19 protein-coding genes are annotated in these 21,376 nt (G+C 64.0%); 12 read left to right on the top strand and 7 right to left on the bottom strand.

Annotated features, from left to right (window positions below; all coding sequences use genetic code 11):
• Positions 1–51 precede the first annotated feature (51 nt).
• Positions 52–918, bottom strand: coding sequence for a PhzF family phenazine biosynthesis protein (locus tag ARTSIC4J27_RS21095; RefSeq protein WP_050057160.1), 867 nt, complete (start codon positions 916–918; stop codon positions 52–54).
• A gap of 57 nt (positions 919–975) precedes the next feature.
• Between ARTSIC4J27_RS21095 and ARTSIC4J27_RS21090 the strand changes: the two genes are divergently transcribed.
• Entirely contained in the window at positions 976–1,398 is a 423-nt protein-coding gene (locus ARTSIC4J27_RS21090) for a DUF1801 domain-containing protein (protein WP_050057280.1), read from the top strand.
• Between the two features lie 65 nt (positions 1,399–1,463).
• On the opposite strand, the gene rplI is transcribed toward ARTSIC4J27_RS21090, so the two are convergent.
• The 5 genes from rplI to ARTSIC4J27_RS21065 all read right to left on the bottom strand — a co-directional run bounded on the left by rplI (position 1,464) and on the right by ARTSIC4J27_RS21065 (position 4,899).
• Positions 1,464–1,916, bottom strand: coding sequence for a 50S ribosomal protein L9 (gene rplI, locus ARTSIC4J27_RS21085; protein WP_050057159.1), 453 nt, complete (start codon positions 1,914–1,916; stop codon positions 1,464–1,466).
• Positions 1,917–1,933: 17 nt separating this feature from the next.
• Positions 1,934–2,173, bottom strand: a complete 240-nt coding sequence (gene rpsR, locus ARTSIC4J27_RS21080; RefSeq protein WP_003800144.1) for a 30S ribosomal protein S18 — start codon at positions 2,171–2,173, stop codon at positions 1,934–1,936.
• 125 nt (positions 2,174–2,298) lie between these two features.
• Positions 2,299–2,874 (bottom strand): single-stranded DNA-binding protein, encoded by a 576-nt coding sequence (locus tag ARTSIC4J27_RS21075; protein ID WP_050057158.1) that lies wholly within the window; start codon positions 2,872–2,874, stop codon positions 2,299–2,301.
• Positions 2,875–2,947: 73 nt separating this feature from the next.
• Positions 2,948–3,253, bottom strand: a complete 306-nt coding sequence (gene rpsF / locus ARTSIC4J27_RS21070; RefSeq protein WP_015939036.1) for a 30S ribosomal protein S6 — start codon at positions 3,251–3,253, stop codon at positions 2,948–2,950.
• 233 nt (positions 3,254–3,486) lie between these two features.
• On the bottom strand, positions 3,487–4,899 hold the full coding sequence (locus ARTSIC4J27_RS21065; protein ID WP_050057157.1) for an amino acid permease: 1,413 nt from the start codon (positions 4,897–4,899) through the stop codon (positions 3,487–3,489).
• A 352-nt stretch (positions 4,900–5,251) separates the two neighbouring features.
• Here ARTSIC4J27_RS21065 and ARTSIC4J27_RS21060 point away from each other — a divergent pair, with 352 nt between their 5' ends.
• The 11 genes from ARTSIC4J27_RS21060 to ARTSIC4J27_RS21010 all read left to right on the top strand — a co-directional run bounded on the left by ARTSIC4J27_RS21060 (position 5,252) and on the right by ARTSIC4J27_RS21010 (position 20,049).
• The gene (locus ARTSIC4J27_RS21060) at positions 5,252–8,035 is read left to right on the top strand and encodes a helix-turn-helix transcriptional regulator (RefSeq protein ID WP_235436813.1); all 2,784 of its coding nucleotides are present in this window, start codon (positions 5,252–5,254) and stop codon (positions 8,033–8,035) included.
• Positions 8,036–8,188: 153 nt separating this feature from the next.
• On the top strand, positions 8,189–9,814 hold the full coding sequence (locus tag ARTSIC4J27_RS21055; protein ID WP_235436812.1) for a sugar transferase: 1,626 nt from the start codon (positions 8,189–8,191) through the stop codon (positions 9,812–9,814).
• 24 nt (positions 9,815–9,838) lie between these two features.
• Positions 9,839–10,969 carry a Gfo/Idh/MocA family protein gene (locus ARTSIC4J27_RS21050; RefSeq protein ID WP_050057156.1) on the top strand — a complete coding sequence of 377 codons (1,131 nt, stop codon included), beginning with the start codon at positions 9,839–9,841 and terminating at the stop codon, positions 10,967–10,969.
• On the top strand, positions 10,966–11,961 hold the full coding sequence (locus tag ARTSIC4J27_RS21045) for an NAD-dependent epimerase/dehydratase family protein (protein WP_050057155.1): 996 nt from the start codon (positions 10,966–10,968) through the stop codon (positions 11,959–11,961). Before ARTSIC4J27_RS21050 ends, ARTSIC4J27_RS21045 begins: the two co-directional genes overlap by 4 nt.
• The gene (locus ARTSIC4J27_RS21040; protein WP_050057154.1) at positions 11,958–13,124 is read left to right on the top strand and encodes a DegT/DnrJ/EryC1/StrS family aminotransferase; all 1,167 of its coding nucleotides are present in this window, start codon (positions 11,958–11,960) and stop codon (positions 13,122–13,124) included. Before ARTSIC4J27_RS21045 ends, ARTSIC4J27_RS21040 begins: the two co-directional genes overlap by 4 nt.
• Positions 13,121–13,780, top strand: a complete 660-nt coding sequence (locus ARTSIC4J27_RS21035) for an acetyltransferase (RefSeq protein WP_050057153.1) — start codon at positions 13,121–13,123, stop codon at positions 13,778–13,780. Before ARTSIC4J27_RS21040 ends, ARTSIC4J27_RS21035 begins: the two co-directional genes overlap by 4 nt.
• On the top strand, positions 13,777–14,943 hold the full coding sequence (locus ARTSIC4J27_RS21030) for a DegT/DnrJ/EryC1/StrS family aminotransferase (protein WP_050057152.1): 1,167 nt from the start codon (positions 13,777–13,779) through the stop codon (positions 14,941–14,943). The genes ARTSIC4J27_RS21035 and ARTSIC4J27_RS21030 overlap by 4 nt, the downstream gene beginning before the upstream one ends.
• A 52-nt stretch (positions 14,944–14,995) precedes the next feature.
• Positions 14,996–16,453: an oligosaccharide flippase family protein gene (locus tag ARTSIC4J27_RS21025; protein ID WP_161799599.1), complete on the top strand. Its 1,458-nt coding sequence runs from the start codon at positions 14,996–14,998 to the stop codon at positions 16,451–16,453.
• A gap of 482 nt (positions 16,454–16,935) precedes the next feature.
• A complete protein-coding gene (locus ARTSIC4J27_RS22845; protein ID WP_161799598.1) occupies positions 16,936–17,709 on the top strand; it encodes a glycosyltransferase family 4 protein in 774 nt (257 codons plus the stop codon).
• Positions 17,710–17,756: 47 nt separating this feature from the next.
• A complete protein-coding gene (locus ARTSIC4J27_RS21015) occupies positions 17,757–18,785 on the top strand; it encodes a glycosyltransferase family 2 protein (RefSeq protein ID WP_161799597.1) in 1,029 nt (342 codons plus the stop codon).
• A gap of 259 nt (positions 18,786–19,044) precedes the next feature.
• Positions 19,045–20,049 (top strand): rhamnosyltransferase WsaF family glycosyltransferase, encoded by a 1,005-nt coding sequence (locus tag ARTSIC4J27_RS21010; protein WP_152683934.1) that lies wholly within the window; start codon positions 19,045–19,047, stop codon positions 20,047–20,049.
• An 18-nt stretch (positions 20,050–20,067) separates the two neighbouring features.
• On the opposite strand, the gene ARTSIC4J27_RS21005 is transcribed toward ARTSIC4J27_RS21010, so the two are convergent.
• Positions 20,068–21,333 (bottom strand): O-antigen ligase family protein, encoded by a 1,266-nt coding sequence (locus ARTSIC4J27_RS21005; RefSeq protein WP_235436810.1) that lies wholly within the window; start codon positions 21,331–21,333, stop codon positions 20,068–20,070.
• Positions 21,334–21,376: the final 43 nt, after the last annotated feature.

The raw sequence follows: 21,376 nt of genomic DNA, 5'->3' as shown, positions 1-21,376 counted from the left end.
GCATCTATCTTGTGAACGGGGCAAGTTGCCGGAGTATTCCCGTGCCTCTTCCTACAGCAGGACCGTGCCGCGGATACAGGTGGTGGAGTGTCCGCCTACCCAGATGTCGCCGTCTTCAGCCGCGACGTGGATGCGGCCCGCCCGGCCCAGGACGGTTCCCTGGGCTGCCACATACTCCGCGGGGGCCCGGTTGCTGCCGATCAGCCACTGCGCCGCTCCGGCGTTGAAACTGCCGGTCACCGGGTCCTCCGTCATGGCGTCACCGGGGATGAAGGTGCGTACTTCGAAGTCAGCGTCCCCGCCTGGTCCGTGCGGACCGATGACCCCCACCTTGAGCCCGCCCAATGCCGCGAAGTCGGGCTCGATGGCCAGCACCTGCTCCGCGGATTCCAGCAGCACACCAATCCATTCAGGGCCGTTCACCAGCCAGGAAGCATCCACGATGCCGGCTTCGGGCACCCGCAGCCCTGCCGCCAGCTGGTGCCTGACGGCGGGCGCAACCGGCCCGAAGCGGGTCAGCGGCGGGGCGGCGAAAGCCAGCCGCCCGCCGTCGTGCTTCACTTTGACCAAGCCGGCGGCGCACTCCTGGACGACGAACCCGCCGGACTTCGGCACTCCCCCGGATTCCAGCCACGCGTGGGCCGAGCCGAGCGTCGGGTGCCCGGCAAACGGGAACTCCTCGCTTCCCGTGAAGATCCGCACCCGGTAGTCGGCGCGGGGGTCCGTCGGCGGGAGCAGGAAGGTTGTCTCTGACAGGTTGGTCCAGTTGGCAAACTGCTGCATCTGGCCCGCTGCCATGCCCGCGGCGTCGAGCACGACGGCGAGCGGGTTGCCGCGGTAGGGCCCGCGCGAGAAGACGTCGACCTGATGGAAGGGGCGGCTGCGGAGCGATTCCGGATGCGGGGATGGTGAAGTCACCGCTGCAGGCTATCACCGGTGCTGGCAGCCGCCAGGCGGTTCTGCGACACTACGTCCATGGCAGCGAACAAGACCCAGCCCACCACAAGGTCTGTTGAGGAATTCCTGGCGTCGGTGGAGCATCCCGCCAGGCGCGCGGACGCATTCGAGTTGCTTGAACTCATGCACGGCATCACGGGCCAAAAGGCGGTGATGTGGGGCCCCACTATAGTTGGCTTCGGCAGCTACCACTACCGCTACGGGACCGGCCGGGAGGGTGACTCGGCCGCCGTCGGATTTTCACCACGCAAGGCGAACCTTGCCCTGTACGGACTCACCTACGGCCCGGACGCGGACCGGCTGCTGGCCTCGCTGGGCAAGCACAAGACCGGGGCTGCGTGCCTGTACATCAACAGGCTCCAGGACGTGGACCGGGCGGTACTCGCCGAGATGGTCCGGACCGGTTACCAGCACGTCATGGCGGAACTTCACAGCCCCTGACCTCCCGCAAGCAAAAGACCCCCGCCGCCGGATTCCGGCGACGGGGGTCTTCACGCAGTAAGAAACTACTTACCAGCCACTACGTCGAGTTCGATCACAGCAGCAACGTCGTCGTGCAGACGGACGTTGGCCTGGTAGGAACCGACCGACTTGATGTGTGCCGGCAGTTCAACCTTGCGCTTGTCGATGCGGCCAAGGCCAGCGGCCTCAACAGCGTCAGCAACGTCGCCCTGCTTGACGGTGCCGAACAGGCGTCCGGTCTCGCCAGCCTTGACAACGAGCTTGACCGGCTTGGCGGAGAGTGCAGCAGCCTGCTTCTGAGCGTCTTCCAGGGAAGCGTGCTCGCGGGCGGCGCGGGCAGCCTTGATGGACTCAACCTGCTTCTCGCCACCCTTCGACCAGGTCAGGGCGAAGTTGCGGGGCAGCAGGTAGTTACGTGCGTAACCGTCCTTGACCTCAACAACGTCGCCAGCAGCACCGAGACCGGTTACTTCGTGGGTCAGAATGAGCTTTGCCATGTTAGTTAATCCCTTCCTTAGCCGCGGCCAGCGCCGGAGTAAGGCAGCAGGGCAACTTCGCGGGCGTTCTTGATTGCCTGTGCGATTTTGCGCTGTTCCTGCACCGTGACGCCAGTGACGCGACGGGCGCGGATCTTTCCGCGGTCGGAGATGAACTTGCGCAGCAATGCTACGTCCTTGTAGTCGATGACAGTGATGTCAGCGGCCTTCAAGGGGTTGGACTTTGGTTTGGGCTTACGGAGTTCAGCCTTAGCCATCGTGGAGCTCCTATTCTAGGGAGCCCGTGGATATTGATCCACGGGATGGTGGTGGTCCGACGGCGGCTTCCGCCCTGGTGCCTTGCGGCGCTTGGGCGGTCCCGGCGTCGGGCCTTTATTGGTTGTTAGAAGGGAGGTTCGGAATCGGGGCCGTTGCCCCAGCCGCCTGCGTTGGAGACGCCGGGCGTAGCCCAGGGATCGTCCTGTGCAGCCTGCTGGTTGCCGCCGCCCCAGCCTCCGCCGGAGTTGCCGCCCTGGTTTCCACCAGAGTTGCCGCCGCCGAAGCCACCGCCGCTGTTGCCGCCGCCGAAGCCACCCTGCCCGCCGGCGCCGGAGCGCTGGGTGCGGTTGACTTTGGCGTTGGCGTAGCGCAGGCTCGGGCCGATTTCATCGACCTCAAGCTCGATAACGGTGCGCTTTTCGCCTTCTTTGGTTTCGTAGGAACGGCTCTTCAGGCGCCCGGTAACGATCACGCGCATGCCCTTGGTGAGGGACTCGGCGACGTTCTCGGCCGCTTCACGCCATACAGCGGCGCGGAGGAACAGGGTTTCCCCGTCCTTCCACTCGTTGGACTGGCGGTCAAAGGTGCGGGGGGTGGAAGCGATGGTGAAGTTCGCTACTGCCGAACCGGACGGTGTGAACCGCAATTCCGGGTCATTGGTGAGGTTACCGATGACCGTAATGGTGGTCTCGCCTGCCATCTACTGCCTCCTTGTTCGATCCTGGGTGAAGAGTGCGTTTCCTGCGGGTAAAGAATGAAAACTGGTGCCGAAATTACTCAGCAACAACCTTCTGCTCTTCGGGGCGGGTGATCTTGGTGCGCATGATGGTCTCGTTAAGAGACAGCTGGCGGTCAAGTTCCTTGGCGGTTTCCGGCTTGGCGGTGAAGTTCACCACGGCGTAGATACCTTCGGACTTCTTCTTGATGTCGTAAGCCAGACGGCGACGGCCCCAGATGTCAACCTTTTCGATGGTTCCACCATCGTTGGTGATGACGTTCAGGAACTTCTGAAGCGACGGCTCAACGGTACGCTCTTCGACCTCGGGGTCGATGATTACCATCAATTCGTAAGGACGCATATGTGAACCCACCTCCTTTGGGCTAAGCGGTTACGGCATTTCCGTAACAGGAGGTTCATTTGCGATGCCATGCAATGCCTTACCTCCAGGAACGGAAGCAGGACGCAGCACAGACTTCAATATCTTAGTGCATTTGGACCGGATAGGCGATTCGCGCTTGACTCCAAGGCTATGCCCGTGGTGGTCCGGGCGGCGGAATGAATCCGGCTATGTGGAAAACCGCTGCTTGAGTATCAGGCCGACGGTTCGGCAGCTACCGGTACATTCCGGGTGCCGGTGTCCTCCGCTGCCGCCCCGGGACCCCGGCGGCGGTACCGCCACACGCCGATGCCCACCACCACGGCGGCCAGGCCCAGCGAGAGGAACAGGGACTCGCGGGTGGACTCCAGGATGACCATGCCGATCAGCAGGGCCACAATGCTGATAATTGCCACCCAGGTCAAATAGGGGAAGAACCACATCTTCAGCGCCAGGTCCTTGGCGGCGGCTCCCATCCGCTTGCGGAGGACCAGCTGGGAAGAGGCGATGACAAGCCATACGAACAACGCGATGGCGCCGGAGGTGTTGACCAGGAACAGGAAGACGGTGTCCGGGGCAATGTAGTTAAGGCCGACGGTGATGAAACCCACCACTGTGGAGGCGAGTACTGCCGCTGCCGGCACTCCCCGCCGGGAGATTCTTGTCCACGCAGCGGGGGCGTCCCCGCGCCGGGAGAGGGAGAAGAGCATCCGGCTGGCGGTGTAGAGGCCGGAGTTGAGGCAGGACAGCACGGAGGTCAGGACCACGATGTCCATGATGGTTCCGGCGCCGGGGATTCCGAAGAGCTCAATCACCGCCACGTAGGGGCTCTTGGCAACACTCGCGTCGTTCCAAGGCAGCAGGGTGACAACGATGGCGATGGAACCGATGTAGAAGACAAGGATGCGCCAAACGGTTGACTTCACGGCCTTCTTGACGGCGTCAACGGGGTTCTCGGATTCGCCGGCCGCGATGGTGGCGATTTCGGCGCCGAAGAACGAGAAGACCACCACCAGGATGCCGGCCAGCACAGCCCCGGGGCCGTTGGGCAGGAATCCGCCGTTGTCCATGAGGTTGGTTAATCCGGGCGCCGGGACGCCGGGAACGAGTCCCAGGATGGCGGCCACGCCAAAGAGCAGGAACAGCACAATCGCCGCGACCTTGATGGAGGCGAACCAGAATTCGAACTCGCCGTAGGACTTCACGGAGCCCAGGTTGGTCAGGGTCAGCAGGACCATCAGGACAAGGGCCCAGACCCACTGGTCGATGCCGGGAACCCAACGGTGCATGATCGCGGCGCCGGCGGTGGCTTCAATGCCGAGCACAATGATCCAGAACCAGGCATAAAGCCACCCGATGCTGAAACCGGCCCACCTGCCCAGCGCCTTGTCCGCGTAGGTGGAGAAGGAGCCCGTCTCAGGGTTCGCGGCGGCCATTTCCCCGAGCATCCGCATCACGAGGATGACCACCACTCCGGCAGCCATGTAGGCCAGCAGGATTCCGGGGCCCGCCTGCTGGATGGCCGCACCAGAGCCCACGAACAACCCGGCGCCGATAACACCGGCGATGGCGATCATGGACAGGTGCCGCGGTTTGAGCGACTTCGATAATTGCTGGTCAGCGGGCATGGGTGCGCCGTCCTTTGGTTCTCTGGGAAATGGATGGCCTGGGGCCGGCGGCGGGCGGTGGCCCGCGCGCCGGAGGGGCCGCCATCCAGTGCGTTTGATCACACGTTCCTCCCACCCTAGACGCCCCGCGGAGCACGAAAGGCTGTGCATCGGCACAAAAAGCCGTGATCCAAACCGGGCATCCTTCCACTTGGAGCACCTCATGTGCACCGCCTGATTCCTCACGGGCACTTGAGAAATCTTGATGAAATCCAGCGCCTTAACGGTGGTGCCCCTTTTTGACGTGGGGCTATATTGGCTCCACGGCTGGGAACCGGGCTGGGCGCTCCAAGCGGCCGGCCTTGCTGGACCTATGGTTATGCACGTCGACCGGATGGTGCAGTGCGACAAAATGCTGGACACCGCAGGAAAACTGGTCTCCTTCTTCTATGGATGGGACCCCATGTCGCTAATTGGCAGAAGCAGGGAACTTGACCGGATCCTGTCCGTGATCAGGGGCCCCAAGGAAGCGGCCCTCGCCGTGACGGGTTCCCGCGGGCTGGGAAAATCCGCACTGCTCAGCGAGATCCCCCGGCTTTCGGACTACCGGACGGTGTTCCTGCGCGCCAGCGTCTCCGAATCGGACTGGCCGTTGTCCGGGCTTACGGCACTCCTGAACGGTATGGATGACCCGGTCCTCAACCGGATCGCTGATGAACTTCGTCGTGATACTTCGGGAGCCTTGGACGTGGCCGCAGTCTCCACCATGCTGCTCAGCGGGCTGCATCAGCGGTCATCGTCCCGCACCCTTGTGGTGATTGACGACGCCGACCAACTGGACCCGAGCAGCCAGGCCATCATCGGCTACCTTGCCAGGCGCCTGGCGGGAACGGACCTCGCGGTCTTCGCCAGCGTCCGCGAAGACTCAACGGACAGCCCTTTCTCGAGCCTGCCCGTACTGCAGCTGGGCGCGCTGGGCTATAACGACACTGTCCGCATGCTGGAGGCCATCCCCGCGCGCCAGGCAGCGACGGCGGCAGTACATGCAGTTGCCGCAGCGTCGCAGGGAAATCCGCTGGCCGCCGTCGAACTTTACAACGCCCTGCTGGAACGCCAGGCGGAGGGGAAGTACGCCCTCCCCGTTCCGCTGCCCGCCAGGGGCAGCTTCGAAGCCGAATTTGCGGCCACGCTGGGCGGGCTTACACCGGCAGCGCGGAAGACCCTTGACCTGTTGTCGCTCTCCTTCCGGAGCGGCATCACCACCCTGGAGAAGATCCACAGCGAGGTCTGGACCGGGGTGGATGAACTCCTGGCCGCCGGCATGGTCAGCCGTTCAGGTCCCTATCTGGGGATCCGGGACCAGCTGCTCCGCGGCTACGTCTTCTCAGCGATGACACCGGCTGTGCGGACCGCAAGCCACCGGGCCCTGGCCGAGGCGGCCAGCGACTCGGACCCGTACGCCCGCAGATGGCATTTGAGCTTCACGGCGCTGGAGCGGCAAACGCCGTTTGGACTCCTCCGGTTTGCTGTTGAGCTCATCCGGGAGGGGGAAGTGGCCTTCGCCGTTGAATACATCGAGCGGGCCCTCACCATCAACCCGTGGGAGGCTGAAACAGCCGCGCGCCTGACCACAGTCGCGGAGCTGCTGTTCAACCGCGGTGAATTCGTTTACGCGAGGCGCTACCTGGATTGGGCCAGGCGGGTGACGCGGAACCCTGCGCTCATTCTCCGGCTGACAGGCCTGTCATTCGAGATCGAGTTCCTCCAGGGTGCTGCGGTGCGGGCCAGCATGGTGCTGCGCCTGGTCAAGGAATTCGGGCAGCATGATCCTGCGTATTCGGCGAAGCTGCTGGCCGTCGGTTCGCTGTACTTCGCCGAACGCTGGGAACTGAAGGACGCCGCTGCCCTGCTCCGCTACGCCGAAGAGTTCCAGGGCTCAGCGTCCCCTGAGTGCCTGGCAGTGGTGGGCAAGGCCAAGCTGCTGGTGGAAGGGATCAGCGGGAATTCCGAGAACCTCAAGCGCAAGAACGATCAGGCCGGAAGCGCCTGGGTGGCCGGGCTGCTGGTGCACGGCCGCGCCCTGAGCTACGCGGAGCATCATGGCCTTGCCCAGGAAGCCTTCGCGATGGTGCGGAACTCCGCGGAGCCCAGCCATGCCAACTGGCGGGAGACCGCCGCCTACCTTGCTGTGGACAATGAGATCCGGGCCGGCAATGTCCGGACCGCGGTGAAGCTCATTGAAGACCTGGAGCTCCGCGAACCGGAGATGAAATACCACCGCGGGATGCGGTATGTCTTCCGGGTGTGGCGGGCGCATGCCCTCGGGGATGAAGCGCTGGCGCGGGTCAATGTAGCGGATGCCCAGCATTTCTCCGGCGCGGAAAGCCACCGGTCCATCACCGCACAGCTCGCAGCCATCCAAGGCCACTTCGAACTGATGCGCGGCAACCTCGCGGAGTCGCTGGCCCAACTGTCCCGTGCGGCGGAGCTGGGCCTGGAGTTCGGCAACCCCACGTTGCTCCGGTGCGAGGCGGACCTGGTGGAGGTCCTGGTGCGCCTGGGCCGGCACCGTGAGGCCAGCCAGGCGCTCTACAAGCTGGAAAGCCGCTCCGTGGGGCTGCGGTCCCCGTGGCTCATGATAGTGGTGGCCCGGAGCCGGGCCATGCTCGCCGACGGCGATCAGTCACTTCAGCTTTTCTGCCAGGCACTCGAGAGCCGGAACGGCCACGACTCCCTGCTGGAACGGGCCCGGACCCTGCTCTGCTACGCGGAGCGGCTTGGCGCCTTCGGCCGGCTGCGCGAGGCCCGCGATGCGATGCTCCGCGCCAAGGTGATGTTCGATGAGGCGGGAGCCGACGCCTGGACCCAGCACGTGGACTCGCTGCTGCTGGATGAACGGGTGGAACCCGCACGGGCCAAGGGCAACCCTGCCATGCTGATGCTGGCCGACCACGAACGGTCGCTGGCGCAGATGGTGGCCCGCGGCATGCGCAATAAGGAGATTGCGGCCACGCTCTACGTGTCCGTCCGGACCGTGGAGGTACGCCTCACAGCGATCTACCGCAAGCTCGGCGTGGAGTCGCGCGCGCAGCTCACGGCCCTTGCCGCGGGCAAGGACAATACGGCCCGCGAACCGTACGTGCTGCCCGTACTTTAGCCCGTTTCCCGGCTTCTGCAGGTACCCGCATTTTCCACATCGTCCGGCTGCTAGTTCCACATGCGCCCTTCCATTCCCCGCAGCGGCAGCTTTCCCGAAGCTAATTTTGCTTCACGGCCAGAACACAGGCGGATACGCCGGGAAGGGGACACCATGGCAGAGATACCAGTGGCCAGGACCCGGGGCACTGCCTTCGACTGGCCCGTTGCGCCCGCTGCTGCACAGCGGATGCCAACAGCGCCGTTGGCGGCGGCGGACACCGCAGGAACCCGGTTCCTGCTGCCGCCAACGGGCGCTCCAGCAACTGCACCCGCAACGCCCGCCCCTGCACCGCAGGTGCCCCTTATCCCCACACGCAAGGCAGCGGCCTCCTGGCTCGCCAGGCACATCAACTTCCTCCGCACCACCGACTCCGCCCTGGTCCTGGCGGCCGTGTTTGCCGGCTACGAGCTCTCCAGCGTGGGAGTGGCTTCCGCGGGGCCCGGCGACGCCGGCACCCTGGTGACCGCTGCCGCCGTCGCGCTTTTGTGGCCCGCTGCCCTGGAGATCTACCGCACCCGCGACGCAAAGGTGCTGGGGGTGGGCGCAGACGAGTTCAAGCGCGTCGCATCGGCAAGCCTGCGGATCTTCGGGCTGCTGGCCATCGCCGCAGTGGTGTTCTCCGTCCACGGCGCCGCTGCCTTCGTCACGGTGTCCCTCCCGCTGGGCCTGGCGTTCCTGACCGCCAACCGCTGGGTCTTCCGACGGCGGCTCACGGCTGAGAAGGCGAAGGGCCGCCACCTCTCGCGGGCCGTTGTGGTGGGTGACCCGGAAGACGTCCGGTACGTTGTGCAGCAGGTCTCGCGGAAGTCCGGACCCGTCTACAACATCCTCGGCGTCTGCCTCCCCGGAGCACGGCGCGGCACCAGCCTCAGCGTGGACAGCGCCCTGGTGCCGGTCCTGTCCTCCACGGATGACATCGCCCGTACCGTCCGCCTGGTGGAAGCCGACTCGGTGATCGTGGCCGGGCCGCTTCCTGGCGGCAACCGGTTCATCCGCGAACTGGGCTGGAAGCTCGAAGAGTGTTCCGCCGAGATGGTCCTGGCGGCAACACTGACCAACGTGGCCGGACCGCGCATCCACTGGCGGCCGGTGGAGGGCCTGCCCCTGATGCACGTGGACATCCCGCAGTACAGCGGCGCCAAGCATGTCCTGAAGCGTGTCATGGATGTGGCCATGGCCCTGGCCGCCCTGCTGGTGCTGTCCCCGGTGCTGCTGGTCCTTGCCGTGATCGTCCGCCTGGACAGCCCCGGACCCGTGTTCTTCCGGCAGGACCGGATCGGCAAGGGCGGCAGCGTCTTTGGGATGTTCAAGTTCCGTTCCATGGTGGTGGATGCTGAAGCCCGCCTGGCCGCGCTCAACGCGCAGAACCAGGGGGCAGGCGTCCTCTTCAAGATGCGCGACGATCCGCGGGTGACGCGGTGCGGGCGCTGGATGCGCAAGTACTCCCTCGACGAGCTCCCGCAGCTCTGGAATGTAGTGCTGGGCCACATGAGCATGGTGGGCCCGCGGCCCCCGCTGGACCGTGAAGTGAGTGCCTACGAGCGCCACACCCACCGCCGGCTGCTGATCAAACCCGGAATCACGGGGCTGTGGCAGATCAACGGCCGCTCCGACCTCGCCTGGGATGAAGCCGTCCGGCTGGATCTCTACTACGTCGAAAACTGGTCCATCGCCGGCGACCTCCTGATCCTGTGGCGGACCTTCCGCGCAGTCATCTCGCCGTCCGGCGCCTACTAGCACCCCTTCGGGAAAGAAAGTGACATGAGGACATTCCCCAATCCATTCCACACCCCCACCCACCGGCAGCCGACCCCCAAACTCAAGATCGCCGTCGTCGGAGCCGGATACTGGGGCCCCAACCTGGCCCGCAACCTCCAGGCGAGCACGGACTGGGCCCTGGTGGCCATCTGCGACCTGGACATTGAACGGGCCCGCAAGCTGGCTGCCACGCTGGGGGAGATCCCGGTGGTCGAGTCCTTGGATGAGCTGCTGGACACGTTTGACGTGGACGCCGTTGCCATTGCGACACCGGCCCGCACCCACCACGGCACGGTGATGACGGCGCTGCGCGCCGGAAAACACGTCCTGGTGGAGAAACCGCTGGCGGACAGCCGGGCGCATGGACTGGAGATGGTGGCCGAAGCGCAGGCACGGGGCCTGGTGCTGATGGCGGACCACACGTATTGCTACACACCTGCCGTCCTGAAGATGCAGGAGCTGGTGCAGGCCGGGTCCCTGGGCGAGATCCTTTTTGTGGATTCCACCCGCATCAACCTGGGGCTCGTCCAGCCGGACGTGAATGTGTTCTGGGACCTGGCGCCGCACGATCTGGCCATCCTGGATTTCGTCCTCCCCGGCGGGCTGAACCCCGCGGAAGTCTCGGCCTTCGGCGCCGACCCCCTGGGAACGGGGCGGGACTGCGTGGGGCACCTGAACTTCCGGCTCCCCAATGATGCCACCGCCCACGTGCACGTGAACTGGCTCAGCCCCACCAAGATCCGCCAAATGGTGATCGGCGGATCGCTCCGGACCCTCGTGTGGGACGACCTGAACCCGCAGCAGCGGCTCAGCGTGTACGACAGGGGCGTCAGCCTGGACCGGCAGCCGAAGTCGGCCGGGGAGAAGGCTTCCAACGCCGTGTCCTACCGGCTCGGGGACACGTGGTCGCCCGCGCTGCCGGAACGCGAAGCGCTGGGCCAGGTGGTGGCCGAGCTGGCCTTCTGTATCCGCAACGGCCAGGAGGCGCGGACCGGCGGGGAGTCGGGCCTTCGGGTCCTGTCTGTCCTCGAAGCGGTGACGCGCAGCCTCAGCCTGGACGGCAAGGCCTCCCCGGTGGAAGGAACCGGGGCTGCAGAAGCAGCATCCGGCGTCGAACTGGAGGGTGTGCGGTGAGCCGGCTGGAAGGGGCCAACGTGCTGGTGACCGGCGGGGCGGGAACCGTCGGTTCCACCCTGGTGGACGCACTGCTGCGGGCGGGCGTGGACCGCGTGGACGTATTGGACAACCTGGTCCGCGGCCGCCTGGACAACCTGGCCGGCGCACAGGGCAGCGGGCAGGTGGAGCTGGTGCACGGCGACATCCGGGACCGCGACCTGGTCCACGACCTGACGCGGGGCAAGGACCTGGTGTTCCATCAGGCGGCCATCCGGATCACGCAGTGCGCGGAGGAACCGCGGCTGGCACTGGAGGTCATGGTGGACGGGACCTTCAACATCCTCGAAGCCGCGGCCGAGCACAAGGTGGACAAACTGGTGGCCGCGTCGAGTGCCTCGGTATACGGCATGGCGGAGGAATTTCCCACCCGCGAAAGCCACCACCACGCCAACAACGACACCTTTTACGGGGCCGCGAAATCGTTCAACGAGGGAATGGCCCGCAGCTTCCACGCGATGACCGGGCTGGACTTCGTGATGCTGCGGTACTTCAACGTTTATGGGCCCCGCATGGACGTCCACGGCCTCTACACCGAGGTGCTGGTGCGCTGGATGGAGCGGATCATGGACGGCCGGCCGCCGCTGATCTTTGGAGACGGGCTGCAGACGATGGACTTCGTTTATACGGCCGACGTGGCGCGGGCGAATGTCCTCGCCGCCGCCAGCGGCGTCACGGACGGAATCTACAACATCGCCAGCGGAACGGAGACCAGCCTCCTGGAGATGGCGGAGGCGCTGCTGCGGGTCATGGGCTCGGATCTGGCGGTGGAACACGGGCCGGCGCGTCAGGTCAACGGTGTGGTCCGGCGCCTGGCGGATACCTCCGCTGCCGCCCGCGACCTGGGATTCAAAGCGGAAGTGGACCTTGAAGAGGGACTGCGGGAGCTCGTCACCTGGTGGCAGCCGCTCCGGGATGAGATCGCGGCGACACGGAAAGCCGGTGCCAAATGAGTACGGAAGCAGTCCTCGCCCGGATCAACGTCATGAAGCCCTGGCTCGGGGAAGAAGAAGCCAGGGCCCTGGCGGAAGTGGTGGCTTCCGGCTGGGTGGCCCAGGGCCCGAAGGTTAAGGAGTTCGAGACAGCGTTCGCCGCCGCGCAGGGGGTGCGGCACGCCGTCGCAACCTCCAACTGCACTACCGCGCTGCACCTGGCGCTGGTGGTGGCGGGCATCGGCCCGGGCGACGACGTGGTGGTCCCGTCGCTGTCCTTTATCGCCACGGCGAATGCGGTCACCTATGTTGGGGCCCGCCCCGTCTTCTGCGACGTGGACCCCGCAACGGGGAACATGACCGCCGAAACCATCCACGCGGCCCTGACCCTGGATACCCGGGCCGTGATTGTGGTGGACCAGGGCGGTATGCCTTTGGATATGGATCCGATCCGGGAACTGTGCGACCGGCATGAGATCACCGTCATCGAGGACGCGGCTTGCGCTGTCGGCTCCACCTATAAAGGGCGGCCGGTGGGTGTCCAGGCGGATGTGGCGGTGTGGTCCTTCCATCCGCGCAAGATCCTCACCACCGGTGAAGGCGGAATGCTCACCACCAACCGGGCCGATTGGGCCGCCCGGGCCAGGACGCTGCGGGAGCACTCCATGAGCGTGTCCGCCACGGACCGGCACGGCTCGGTGCTGGCGGCCCCGGAGGTCTACCTGGAGGTGGGCTTCAACTACCGGATGACGGACCTGCAGGCCGCCGTCGGAATTGTGCAACTGGGACGGCTGCCCGAGGTGGTGGCACGCCGCCGGGATATCGCGGCCCGGTACGTTGCCGGGCTCGCGGGCCTGCGGGGACTGCGGCTGGTGTCCGACCCGCCGTACGGGACCACCAATTTCCAATCGCTGTGGCTGGAGGTTCTGCCTGGCTTCGGCACTACCCGCGAAGGCCTGCTGGAACGCCTCGCGGAGGCCGGCATCTCGGCCCGGAGGGGCATCATGGCGGCGCACCGGCAGCCCGCCTACCGCTGGCGGGACACCGGCAGTTCGCTGCTGCAGCATACTGAACGGCTCAACGACAGGACCTTGATCCTTCCGGTCTTCCACGAACTCGACGACGACGGCCTCAGCCGGATCATCAGCACCGTCCGCAGTGCCGCCACGGGGGCGGCCACGTGAGCGAGCTGATCCTGATCGCGGCCAGCGGCCTGGCCCGGGAAGTCCTGGCGATGGTGCGGGCCAGCGGGCAGTACGACGTGGTGGGCCTGCTGGACGACGACAAGGAGATGGCCGGGGTGACAGTGGACGGCGCCCCGGTGCTGGGGACCATTGACGACGCCGGGAGGTACACCCATGCGTTGATCCTGGTGTGCATCGGCTCGGGGAAGTCGCGGGAGGCGGTGGTGGAGCGGCTCACCGCGATGGGGCTCAGCGAAGCCCGATATGCGACGGCGATCGACCCCACGGTGCAGTACCCCGAGGGGTGCCGGATAGGACGCGGCAGCATCCTGCTGCGCAACGTCACCATGACTGCCGCGGTCACCCTGGGGTCCCATGTGGTGGCCATGCCGTCAGTAACTTTTACGCACGACGACGACGTGGCGGACTTTGCCACGTTCGCTGCGGGAGTGTCCTTGGGCGGCGGAGTCCGGATCGGCCGGGCTGCCTACCTGGGCATGAACGCGAGCGTCCGCGAGCGGACATCGGTGGGTGCCTACGCGACCGTGGGGATGGGCGCCGCGGTACTCAGCAACGTGCCCGACGGCGAGACCTGGGTTGGTGTGCCGGCGCACGAGATTGAACGGGAAAGTTTCCATTTCGGGGGTGTGCGGTGAGTGCCGAAGTTGATGTCCGGGATGAAGCTGTGCCGCTGGTGGATCTTGCCGCGCAGCAGGCGGACGTCCATGAAGAGGTCATGGCGGAACTGGCAGAGGTTTTCACTTCTGCGTCCTTTATTGGCGGGCCCGCCGTCGAGCAGTTCGAGGCGGCGTACGCGTCCTTCGTTGGAGCTCGGCACTGCATTGGAGTTGCCAACGGGACTGACGCCTTGGAGTTGGCCCTGCGGGCCGGCGGCGTGGCCCCTGGCGGGGAAGTGATTCTTCCCGCCAATACGTTTATTGCTACGGCGGAGGCCGTCAGCCGGATCGGGGCGGTTCCAGTTCCCGTGGACGTGGACCCGGAGTATTTGCTGATTTCTCCCTCTGCTGTCGCCGCCGCTGTGTCCTCCCGGACGCAGGCCATTGTGCCGGTCCACCTCTTTGGCCAGACAGCATTCGTTGAACAGCTGGTTCCTATCGCTGAGGCCTGCGGGTCTGTGATTATCGAAGACGCCGCGCAGTCGCAGGGCGCGACCCGCTTTGGGCGTTCTGCCGGGACACTCGGGATTGCTGCCGGGACCAGTTTCTACCCGGGGAAAAACCTTGGTGCTGCCGGTGACGCCGGCGCCGTGCTGACAGACGAACCGTCCGTTGCCGCCCGGGTGCGGATGCTGGGCGCGCACGGGAGCAGTCACAAGTACGTGCATGATGCGATCGGCTTCAACTCGCGGCTCGATACGGTTCAGGCGGTGGTTCTCAAAGCGAAGCTTGCCCGGCTGCAGTCCTGGAACCTCCTGCGCCGGGCAGCCGCTGAACGATATTCAGAACTGCTTGCCGATGTTCCCGGTGTTGTTGTACCCCGTGAGGCGCCCGGAAACGTTGACGTGTGGCACCTGTATGTGGTCCGGGTGCCTCAGCGTGACGCCGTTCTGACAGCTCTTCATTCGGCCGGGATCCAGGCAGGGATCCACTATCCGGTGCCGGTGCACTTGAGTGGGGCCTACTGGGCTGACGGGCGTGGAATTGGTTCGTTCCCTGTCGCGGAGGATGCGGCCGGCAGCATCCTGTCGCTGCCGCTCTACCCGCACATCACTGTGGGGCAGCAGGAGCGCGTAGTCGAGGCGCTCAAAACCGCGATCAACCCGGTTCCGATGCGGTGGGCGGTGACGGATGAAAAGTGACGCCTCCATAGCGGACTCGGAGTCGCTGGATTCGAGAGCCCACCGAGGCGCCGTGTGGAGCGGCATCAATATGCTCATGACCAAGCTCGCGGGCATAGCAGTAACGATAGTTGTGGTTCGAATTGTTTCGCCCCACGATTTCGGTGTATTTGCGGCCGCCCTGATCGTGCATACCATCGTCTCGTCATTTGCTGAGCTCGGCGTCGCTTCCTGCGTAGCACGCCGGGACCTTTCACTTGACGACCACGCACCAACGGTAGCGGCAGTGTCGTTGATTTCCGGCACTGTTTTCGCACTGATCGTTTTTGGGTTTGCGGAACCGATAGCCGCTGCCTTCGGTGCAGCCGATGCCAAAGGACCCGTCCAGGTGCTTTCCATCTGCGTCTTCCTCACCGGATTCTTTGCTGTGCCTGGTGCCATGATGACGCGGGAATTCCGGCAGGACCGCCTGTTTATCGCGAATCTCGTTGCCTTCGTTCCCGCAAACGGACTTCTCATCTTGCTCGCCCTTGACGGTAACGGCGCCTTAGCCTTCGCGTGGTCCCGGGTCGCTGGCCAGTTGGTTGTGGGATTGGTAATCATCCTTACACCGCAGCGCTTTTATTGGCCTCGCATCAATCGCGGCAAATTGCGCCCGATTCTGAAATTCGGACTGCCCCTCGCCGGTGCCAACCTGATAAATTACACCCTCCTTAATGCCGATTTCGCTTTTATCAGCAGAATTCTGGGGCCCGCGGTACTCGGAATTTACGTCCTTGCCTTCAACATTGCTTCCTGGTCGTCATCAGTCCTTGGCTCGACGATCAACAGTGTGGCAATGACCGCGTTCTCGGAATCCGGACTCGAAGCAACGCACCTGCGGGACAGACTCGCGAGGTGGACCCGCCTGACGGCCCTCGTGGCCTGCCCGATAGCTGCCATGACCGCCGTCCTGTCAACGGACATCGTCGTTGGGCTGTATGGCGAGAAATGGGCAGAGGCAGGACCGGTCCTGGCCGTTCTGGGAATCTACGGTGCCATGTTCACAACAAGCCTTCTGCTGTCCAACCTCCTGGTAGCCAGAGGCCAGTCCTGGCGGGTGCTGCTTGTCCAGGCCAGCTGGCTGGCCACACTGGTTCCCGGGCTGTGGCTGGGCGTATCGCAGTTTGGCGTACTGGGAGCCGCCTGGGTGCACGTAGGCGTCATTGCCTGCCTGGTCTTGCCCCTTTACTTGTGGATGCTCCGTTCTGCGGTAGAAGACCTGCCCGGCTTGCTCTTCCGTGCGGCGGCAGGACCCTTGCTTGCCGCCATTGCCGCTGCGGGAGCGGCATACGCCGTGATACTGCCGATTTCCGGCTCTTGGTGGCGGATTGCGGCGGCCGCGCTGACAGGACTGTTTATCTACATGGCCACAGCGTTACCGCTGGCCCGCGAAGTTTGGGGCGGAGCAAATACCCGGTTGGCGCCCTATTTTTCGACGTACGACTCACTGCTCGCCCGTTTTGCCAAGATCCGACGGAGGTCCACGTGAACCCAGCCAGAAAAGATATGTCCCTGTCTCCTCGTGCGCGTGCAAGGCACGCGGCAAGGCCACAACGTTTGAATCCGCAAGCAGGCCGTTCAGCAGAGCCGGGCTCAAGGATCGGACTGCTGTATCCGCAACGGGATCCGCGATTCCCGGGCAACTGGTCAGGCACACCGAGCGGGATGGCACTGGGCATAGAAGCCTCCGGATTTGAGGTAGTTCCGATAGGTGTGGACCTGCCCTGGGTAGCAAAGGCTGCCGTATCGCTGGCGTCACGCAGTACGGGACGGAACGGGCCCGTAGCTGACCGCATGGCGATACGACAGGCAGCAAGAACCATCGCACTGTCCCGCCGAATGAAGGAAGTCGGCGCCCTCGACGCTGTGATAGCGATGGGAACAGAGATGTATAGCCTTCATAACGTAGTTTCCGCCGAAATCCCTTGTGCCACCTATGATGACGGAACCCTTCTGCAGATGTGGCGGAATGTGGATTCAGACATCCGCGCGCTCAATGTCCCGCAGCACCACCTCCGCCGCTGGTTTGAGCGCCAGGCCGCATCGTCCCGGGCTGCAGACGTTTGCTGCGTGAGCACCTCGTGGGCGGCGAAATCGTTCCTTGATGACTACGGAATCGATGGCAGGCGGGTTCATGTGGTGGGAATGGGACATCTTCCCCGTGATCCCGTGAAATCTGCGGAGCGTGATTGGGCCCGGCCCCGGTTCCTCTTTGTGGGCGTTGACTGGAGACGTAAGAATGGCGAAGCGGTTCTGGCATCCTTCAGGGAAGTCCGGAGGATGTTCCCGGCGGCGTCCCTGGATCTGGTAGGTCAACATCCGTATGCTGCTGAGCCGGGGGTCCGCGATCACGGATTTCTTCCCCGCGAGGACCCCGCCTCCCAAACCCTCCTCGCATCTCTCTTTGAAAGTGCCACATGCTTTGTACTGCCAAGCCGGTTCGACCCATCGCCCATCGCCTGCCTCGAGGCAGCGTCGGCCGGACTTCCAGTCATCGCCACCACGGAAGGAGGGGCCGACGAGCTTCTGGGACCGGCTGCCATGGCTGTTCACCCTGACGACTCCGAGGCGCTCACCCTGGCTATGCTGCGGTTGTGCGATTCGAAAGTAGCCGAGTCGATGGGCGCCGAAGCCCGACGCCGGGCCAGCGAATCAACGTGGCATGATGTTGCCCAGCGGGTCCTTTCATCGCTGGGGTTTCCGCCGGCAAGCACTCCGGCTGCCGTCTTGGCGGCAAACCGATGAGGGTCCAATGGTCACGGCTTCGTCCATTGGGCGGCCCCGTTCCCACAGTGACTGTCGTTGTACCTTGCTATAACTACGGCCGATTCCTGCCAGCCTGCGTCCGGAGCGTCCTTGACCAGCGCGGGGTTGATGTCCGGATACATATCATTGACGATGCATCCACGGATCGGAGCCACGCAATCGCCACCCGGCTTGCCGCAGGCGACGCCCGCATCGCCCTGACACGGCATGATTCGAACCAGGGACACATAGCGACCTACAACGAGGGGCTTGCCCTGGTTGACACTGACTACGTGGTGCTGCTCTCGGCTGATGACATGTTGGCACCCGGTGCCTTGCACCGTGCCACGTCCCTCATGGAATCAAACCCTAAGGTTGGCCTTGTTTACGGTCACCCTGTTGAATTCCAGGGCGAACCGCCAGCTGCGCACGAAAAATCCTTGAGCTGGACCATTTGGCCCGGTCGGAGCTGGATTCGTGCCCAGTTCCATAGGGGCTTAAGCATCATCTACTGCCCCGAAGCGGTGGTGCGGGCATCGGTGCAACACCGGGTCGGCTACTACCGGCCGGAACTGCCTCACTCAGGCGACCTGGAGATGTGGCTCCGAATCGCTGCCGTCTCGGATGTCGGCCGGGTAAACGGTGCAGATCAGGCGTTACGGCGGGTCCATCCTGAAAGCATGATGAGGACCCGGTACGCAACAGTGGCCAAAGACCTTCGTGAGCGTCAACAGGCGTACAGGAGCTTCCTTGCATCCTCTAACCTGCCCTCGGGGGATCAGCAAAGACTGTGGCGGAACGTAACGCGGCGCCAGTGCGAAGAGGCCTTCGACTGGGCGCTGAGGGAGATGGCAGACCCGCATGCTTCAGCGGATGATGTGTCCGCGGCGGTCGAGTACGCCACGTCCTCCTATGAGGAGTTCGGCGACTTACGTGTTTGGCGGAGCTATCAGGCACGCCTCAAGGGTGTTGGCGCGGCAAACCTCCGGGAAAGTGTGTTCACCACCTACGATTCCCTGGATCGCGATATCCGCAATAGGATTCGCTGGCAGACTTGGCGGCGTTATGGAATCTAGAAGCGCCGCCCGTGGGACTGAGACCCCGTTTGGCGGTCCGGCCCATCTCCGCAGCCGATACGCTCAGGTGCGGAAAATCGTCCAGGAAACTGGCTTTGACGGGCTGCGGAGGCGGCTGCTCAGACGGGCGATCCATTCTGTTGGGCCGGTTGAGGAACCGTTTCCGCTATTCGGTAGGGACGTAGCCGATTCGACGGCGCTCAAGCCCCCCTTGTTCGCACCTCCGTCCGATACAAGCCGGCTGAGGCTTGGATGGATAATGACACCCCCTGCCCTTGGTTCGGGCGGGCATACCACGCTCCTGCGGCTGGTGGAGGGCCTCGAACGTGCAGGACACGAATGTCATGTGTTCCTCTACGACCGCTTCCACGGTGACATCCGTCGTCACGCCGCCACCATCGCCGCAATGCGGCCCCGGATCCGGGCACAGGTTCATGATGTCACTGCCGGCATGCCGGCCATGGATGGTTGGGTGGCAACATCCTGGCAGACGGCACATGTTCTGGCCAGCCATCCAGAGGCTTCGGGTTCACGTTTTTATCTGGTCCAGGACTTTGAGCCCGACTTTTATCCCAAGGGATCGATGTATTCCTTGGCCGAAGACACGTATCGGTTCGGTTTCACCGGAATAACTGCAGGCCGGTGGTTGGCCGGCAAGCTTGAGCATGAATACGGGATGCGTTGTTACTTCTTTGAATTCGGGGCCGACTGCGACGTCTACTTTCCGACGGCAAACACAACCCGTGACGGCGTCGTTTTCTACACCAAACCCAATGTTGCCAGGCGCGGCCACGAACTCGGGATGCTTGCCCTGGCCCGTTTTCACCGGCTGCGACCGGAGGCGACAATCCACATCTTTGGAGAACACCTGCAGCCGCAGGCATTTCCGTTCGTTAACCACGGGAAGACACCGCCGCAGGTCTTGAACGGGATCTATAACAGTTGCCGAGTCGGATTGAGCCTCTCCTTCACAAACGTCTCGCTCGTGCCCTGGGAATTTTTGGCGAGCGGGATGTTGCCGGTGGTTAACGATGCAGAACACAACCGTGTGGTTCTGGACGTCGACAAGGTCATGTGGACGCCCCCCTCTCCTGTTGGCATTGCAGAAACCATGGATCACGCATTTGGCATGCACGGGGGCCATGACTTCGCGGCGAAGCTATCCGCGTCCGTTCTCGGCGCAAGTTGGGATACAGCTGCGGAGACGGTCCAGGCAGTCCTCGAACGGGTAATGGCAAGCCCGGCCAGCCCCCAAACACACTAGGTACTGCTGCTTGTTCTACTAACGGGCCGCCGGAAGCACCCGGGTGTTGGTTTCGTTGCGAGCAACCCGCCACACGGCCCCGGCCAAACCCAGTATCAGGAACATGAATGAAGCCGCCATGGGGAAACTCAGAGCATCAAAGAAGGCGAACATCACGCTGCCGGCCGAAAGAGAGGAAATCAACGCAATGCTCATTTGCTTCATGAAAGGGTCCTTGAATGCCCGTCGCGCCTGGAGACACGAGCAGGCAGCGCGAACCAGCATCACTATGAAAAAGAAAAACCCCGCCAGGCCGAGTTCTATCAACAGCAGCAGGTACTGATTATCGACGATACGGTACTCGGGCAGGAATGTTCCGAACCCCCTCCCCACCCATGGGTTCCGGCCTACCAAGTCCAGGGCCGCCTCATAGCTGCTCGTCCTCGACTGGGTGCTGCCGTCCTCCGAAATGCCGGTGAACAGTCCCCTGACAGTCCCCACCATGCCGGGCACAAACAAGTACAGGGCTGCGGCTCCTACTGACAGAATGAAGAAAATGCGCAGCCGCATGAACCTTGGCAGACCAGGCACGAGCACGGCCAGAGCCACTCCGATACCTATAAGGGCTGACCGCGATACTGAAAGAGCCGAGGCACACAAAATAACTCCGACCGCCAGCCAACGCAGGATGGATCTGCCTTTTGCGTCATTCAATGCAAGGCTGACGGCGATGGGCAGTGACATGCACAAGACAATGCCGTATTCCAAAGGGTGCGATGCAGTGCCGGCAGCACGCAGAAAGCCCGATCGACCCTGGATATTGTCGAAGTCCGCTCCCGCCGTAAATCCGGGGACGGTAATGGCAGAAACGAGCGACTGTCCCGTGGCGAATTGAAGCAGACCCAGAGCGGACATCAGCGCGCCGACGGTTGCCACCCGGCGCAACAAAACCAGGAGCCTTTCACGGTCTGTTATCCCGTCATTGGCAATCAGGAATATTCCGGCCCAGCTGAGGATCCTTATGGCGCCCGTGTCGGCGGCGCGCCCCTCGTCCGGCGGCAGGCCAGCAAAGTTGGTCAGTGCATAACTTGCCACCACCACCGCCAGGAAGAGGAAAAGAAGGCGGCGCACGGGTTGGCTCTGCGTGACGAGCGGAAAGGGGCGCTGAAGCTGGGACCACTCCCACCAAAGGACGGCCGCGAGGAACCACAGGACACCGGGCCGTCCGAGCGGGCCAAGGGCTGAAACGCTCAGGTACGAGGGGATCGCGCAAACCAGGACCATGCCAATGGTCAGCACGGTCACCGCATCCCATCTCACCGTTTGACGCGGAGAATCCATAGTAGTA

Origin of the sequence: Pseudarthrobacter siccitolerans (genome assembly GCF_001046895.1) — a bacterium.
GTDB lineage: Bacteria > Actinomycetota > Actinomycetes > Actinomycetales > Micrococcaceae > Arthrobacter > Arthrobacter siccitolerans.
Note: the sequence above shows the minus strand (reverse complement) of the source record. Positions and strands in the feature narration are given on the sequence as shown.

Bases quoted from the DNA above. Each gene is read 5' to 3' on its own strand.
- ARTSIC4J27_RS21055 (WP_235436812.1), top strand. From the start codon at position 8,189: ATGGCAGAGATACCAGTGGCCAGGACCCGGGGCACTGCCTTCGACTGG.
- ARTSIC4J27_RS21060 (WP_235436813.1), top strand. From the start codon at position 5,252: ATGGTTATGCACGTCGACCGGATGGTGCAGTGCGACAAAATGCTGGAC.
- ARTSIC4J27_RS21090 (WP_050057280.1), top strand. From the start codon at position 976: ATGGCAGCGAACAAGACCCAGCCCACCACAAGGTCTGTTGAGGAATTC.
- ARTSIC4J27_RS21040 (WP_050057154.1), top strand. From the start codon at position 11,958: ATGAGTACGGAAGCAGTCCTCGCCCGGATCAACGTCATGAAGCCCTGG.
- rpsR (WP_003800144.1), bottom strand. From the start codon at position 2,173: ATGGCTAAGGCTGAACTCCGTAAGCCCAAACCAAAGTCCAACCCCTTG.
- ARTSIC4J27_RS21050 (WP_050057156.1), top strand. From the start codon at position 9,839: ATGAGGACATTCCCCAATCCATTCCACACCCCCACCCACCGGCAGCCG.
- ARTSIC4J27_RS21010 (WP_152683934.1), top strand. From the start codon at position 19,045: ATGACACCCCCTGCCCTTGGTTCGGGCGGGCATACCACGCTCCTGCGG.
- rpsF (WP_015939036.1), bottom strand. From the start codon at position 3,253: ATGCGTCCTTACGAATTGATGGTAATCATCGACCCCGAGGTCGAAGAG.
- ARTSIC4J27_RS21075 (WP_050057158.1), bottom strand. From the start codon at position 2,874: ATGGCAGGCGAGACCACCATTACGGTCATCGGTAACCTCACCAATGAC.
- ARTSIC4J27_RS21065 (WP_050057157.1), bottom strand. From the start codon at position 4,899: ATGCCCGCTGACCAGCAATTATCGAAGTCGCTCAAACCGCGGCACCTG.
- rplI (WP_050057159.1), bottom strand. From the start codon at position 1,916: ATGGCAAAGCTCATTCTGACCCACGAAGTAACCGGTCTCGGTGCTGCT.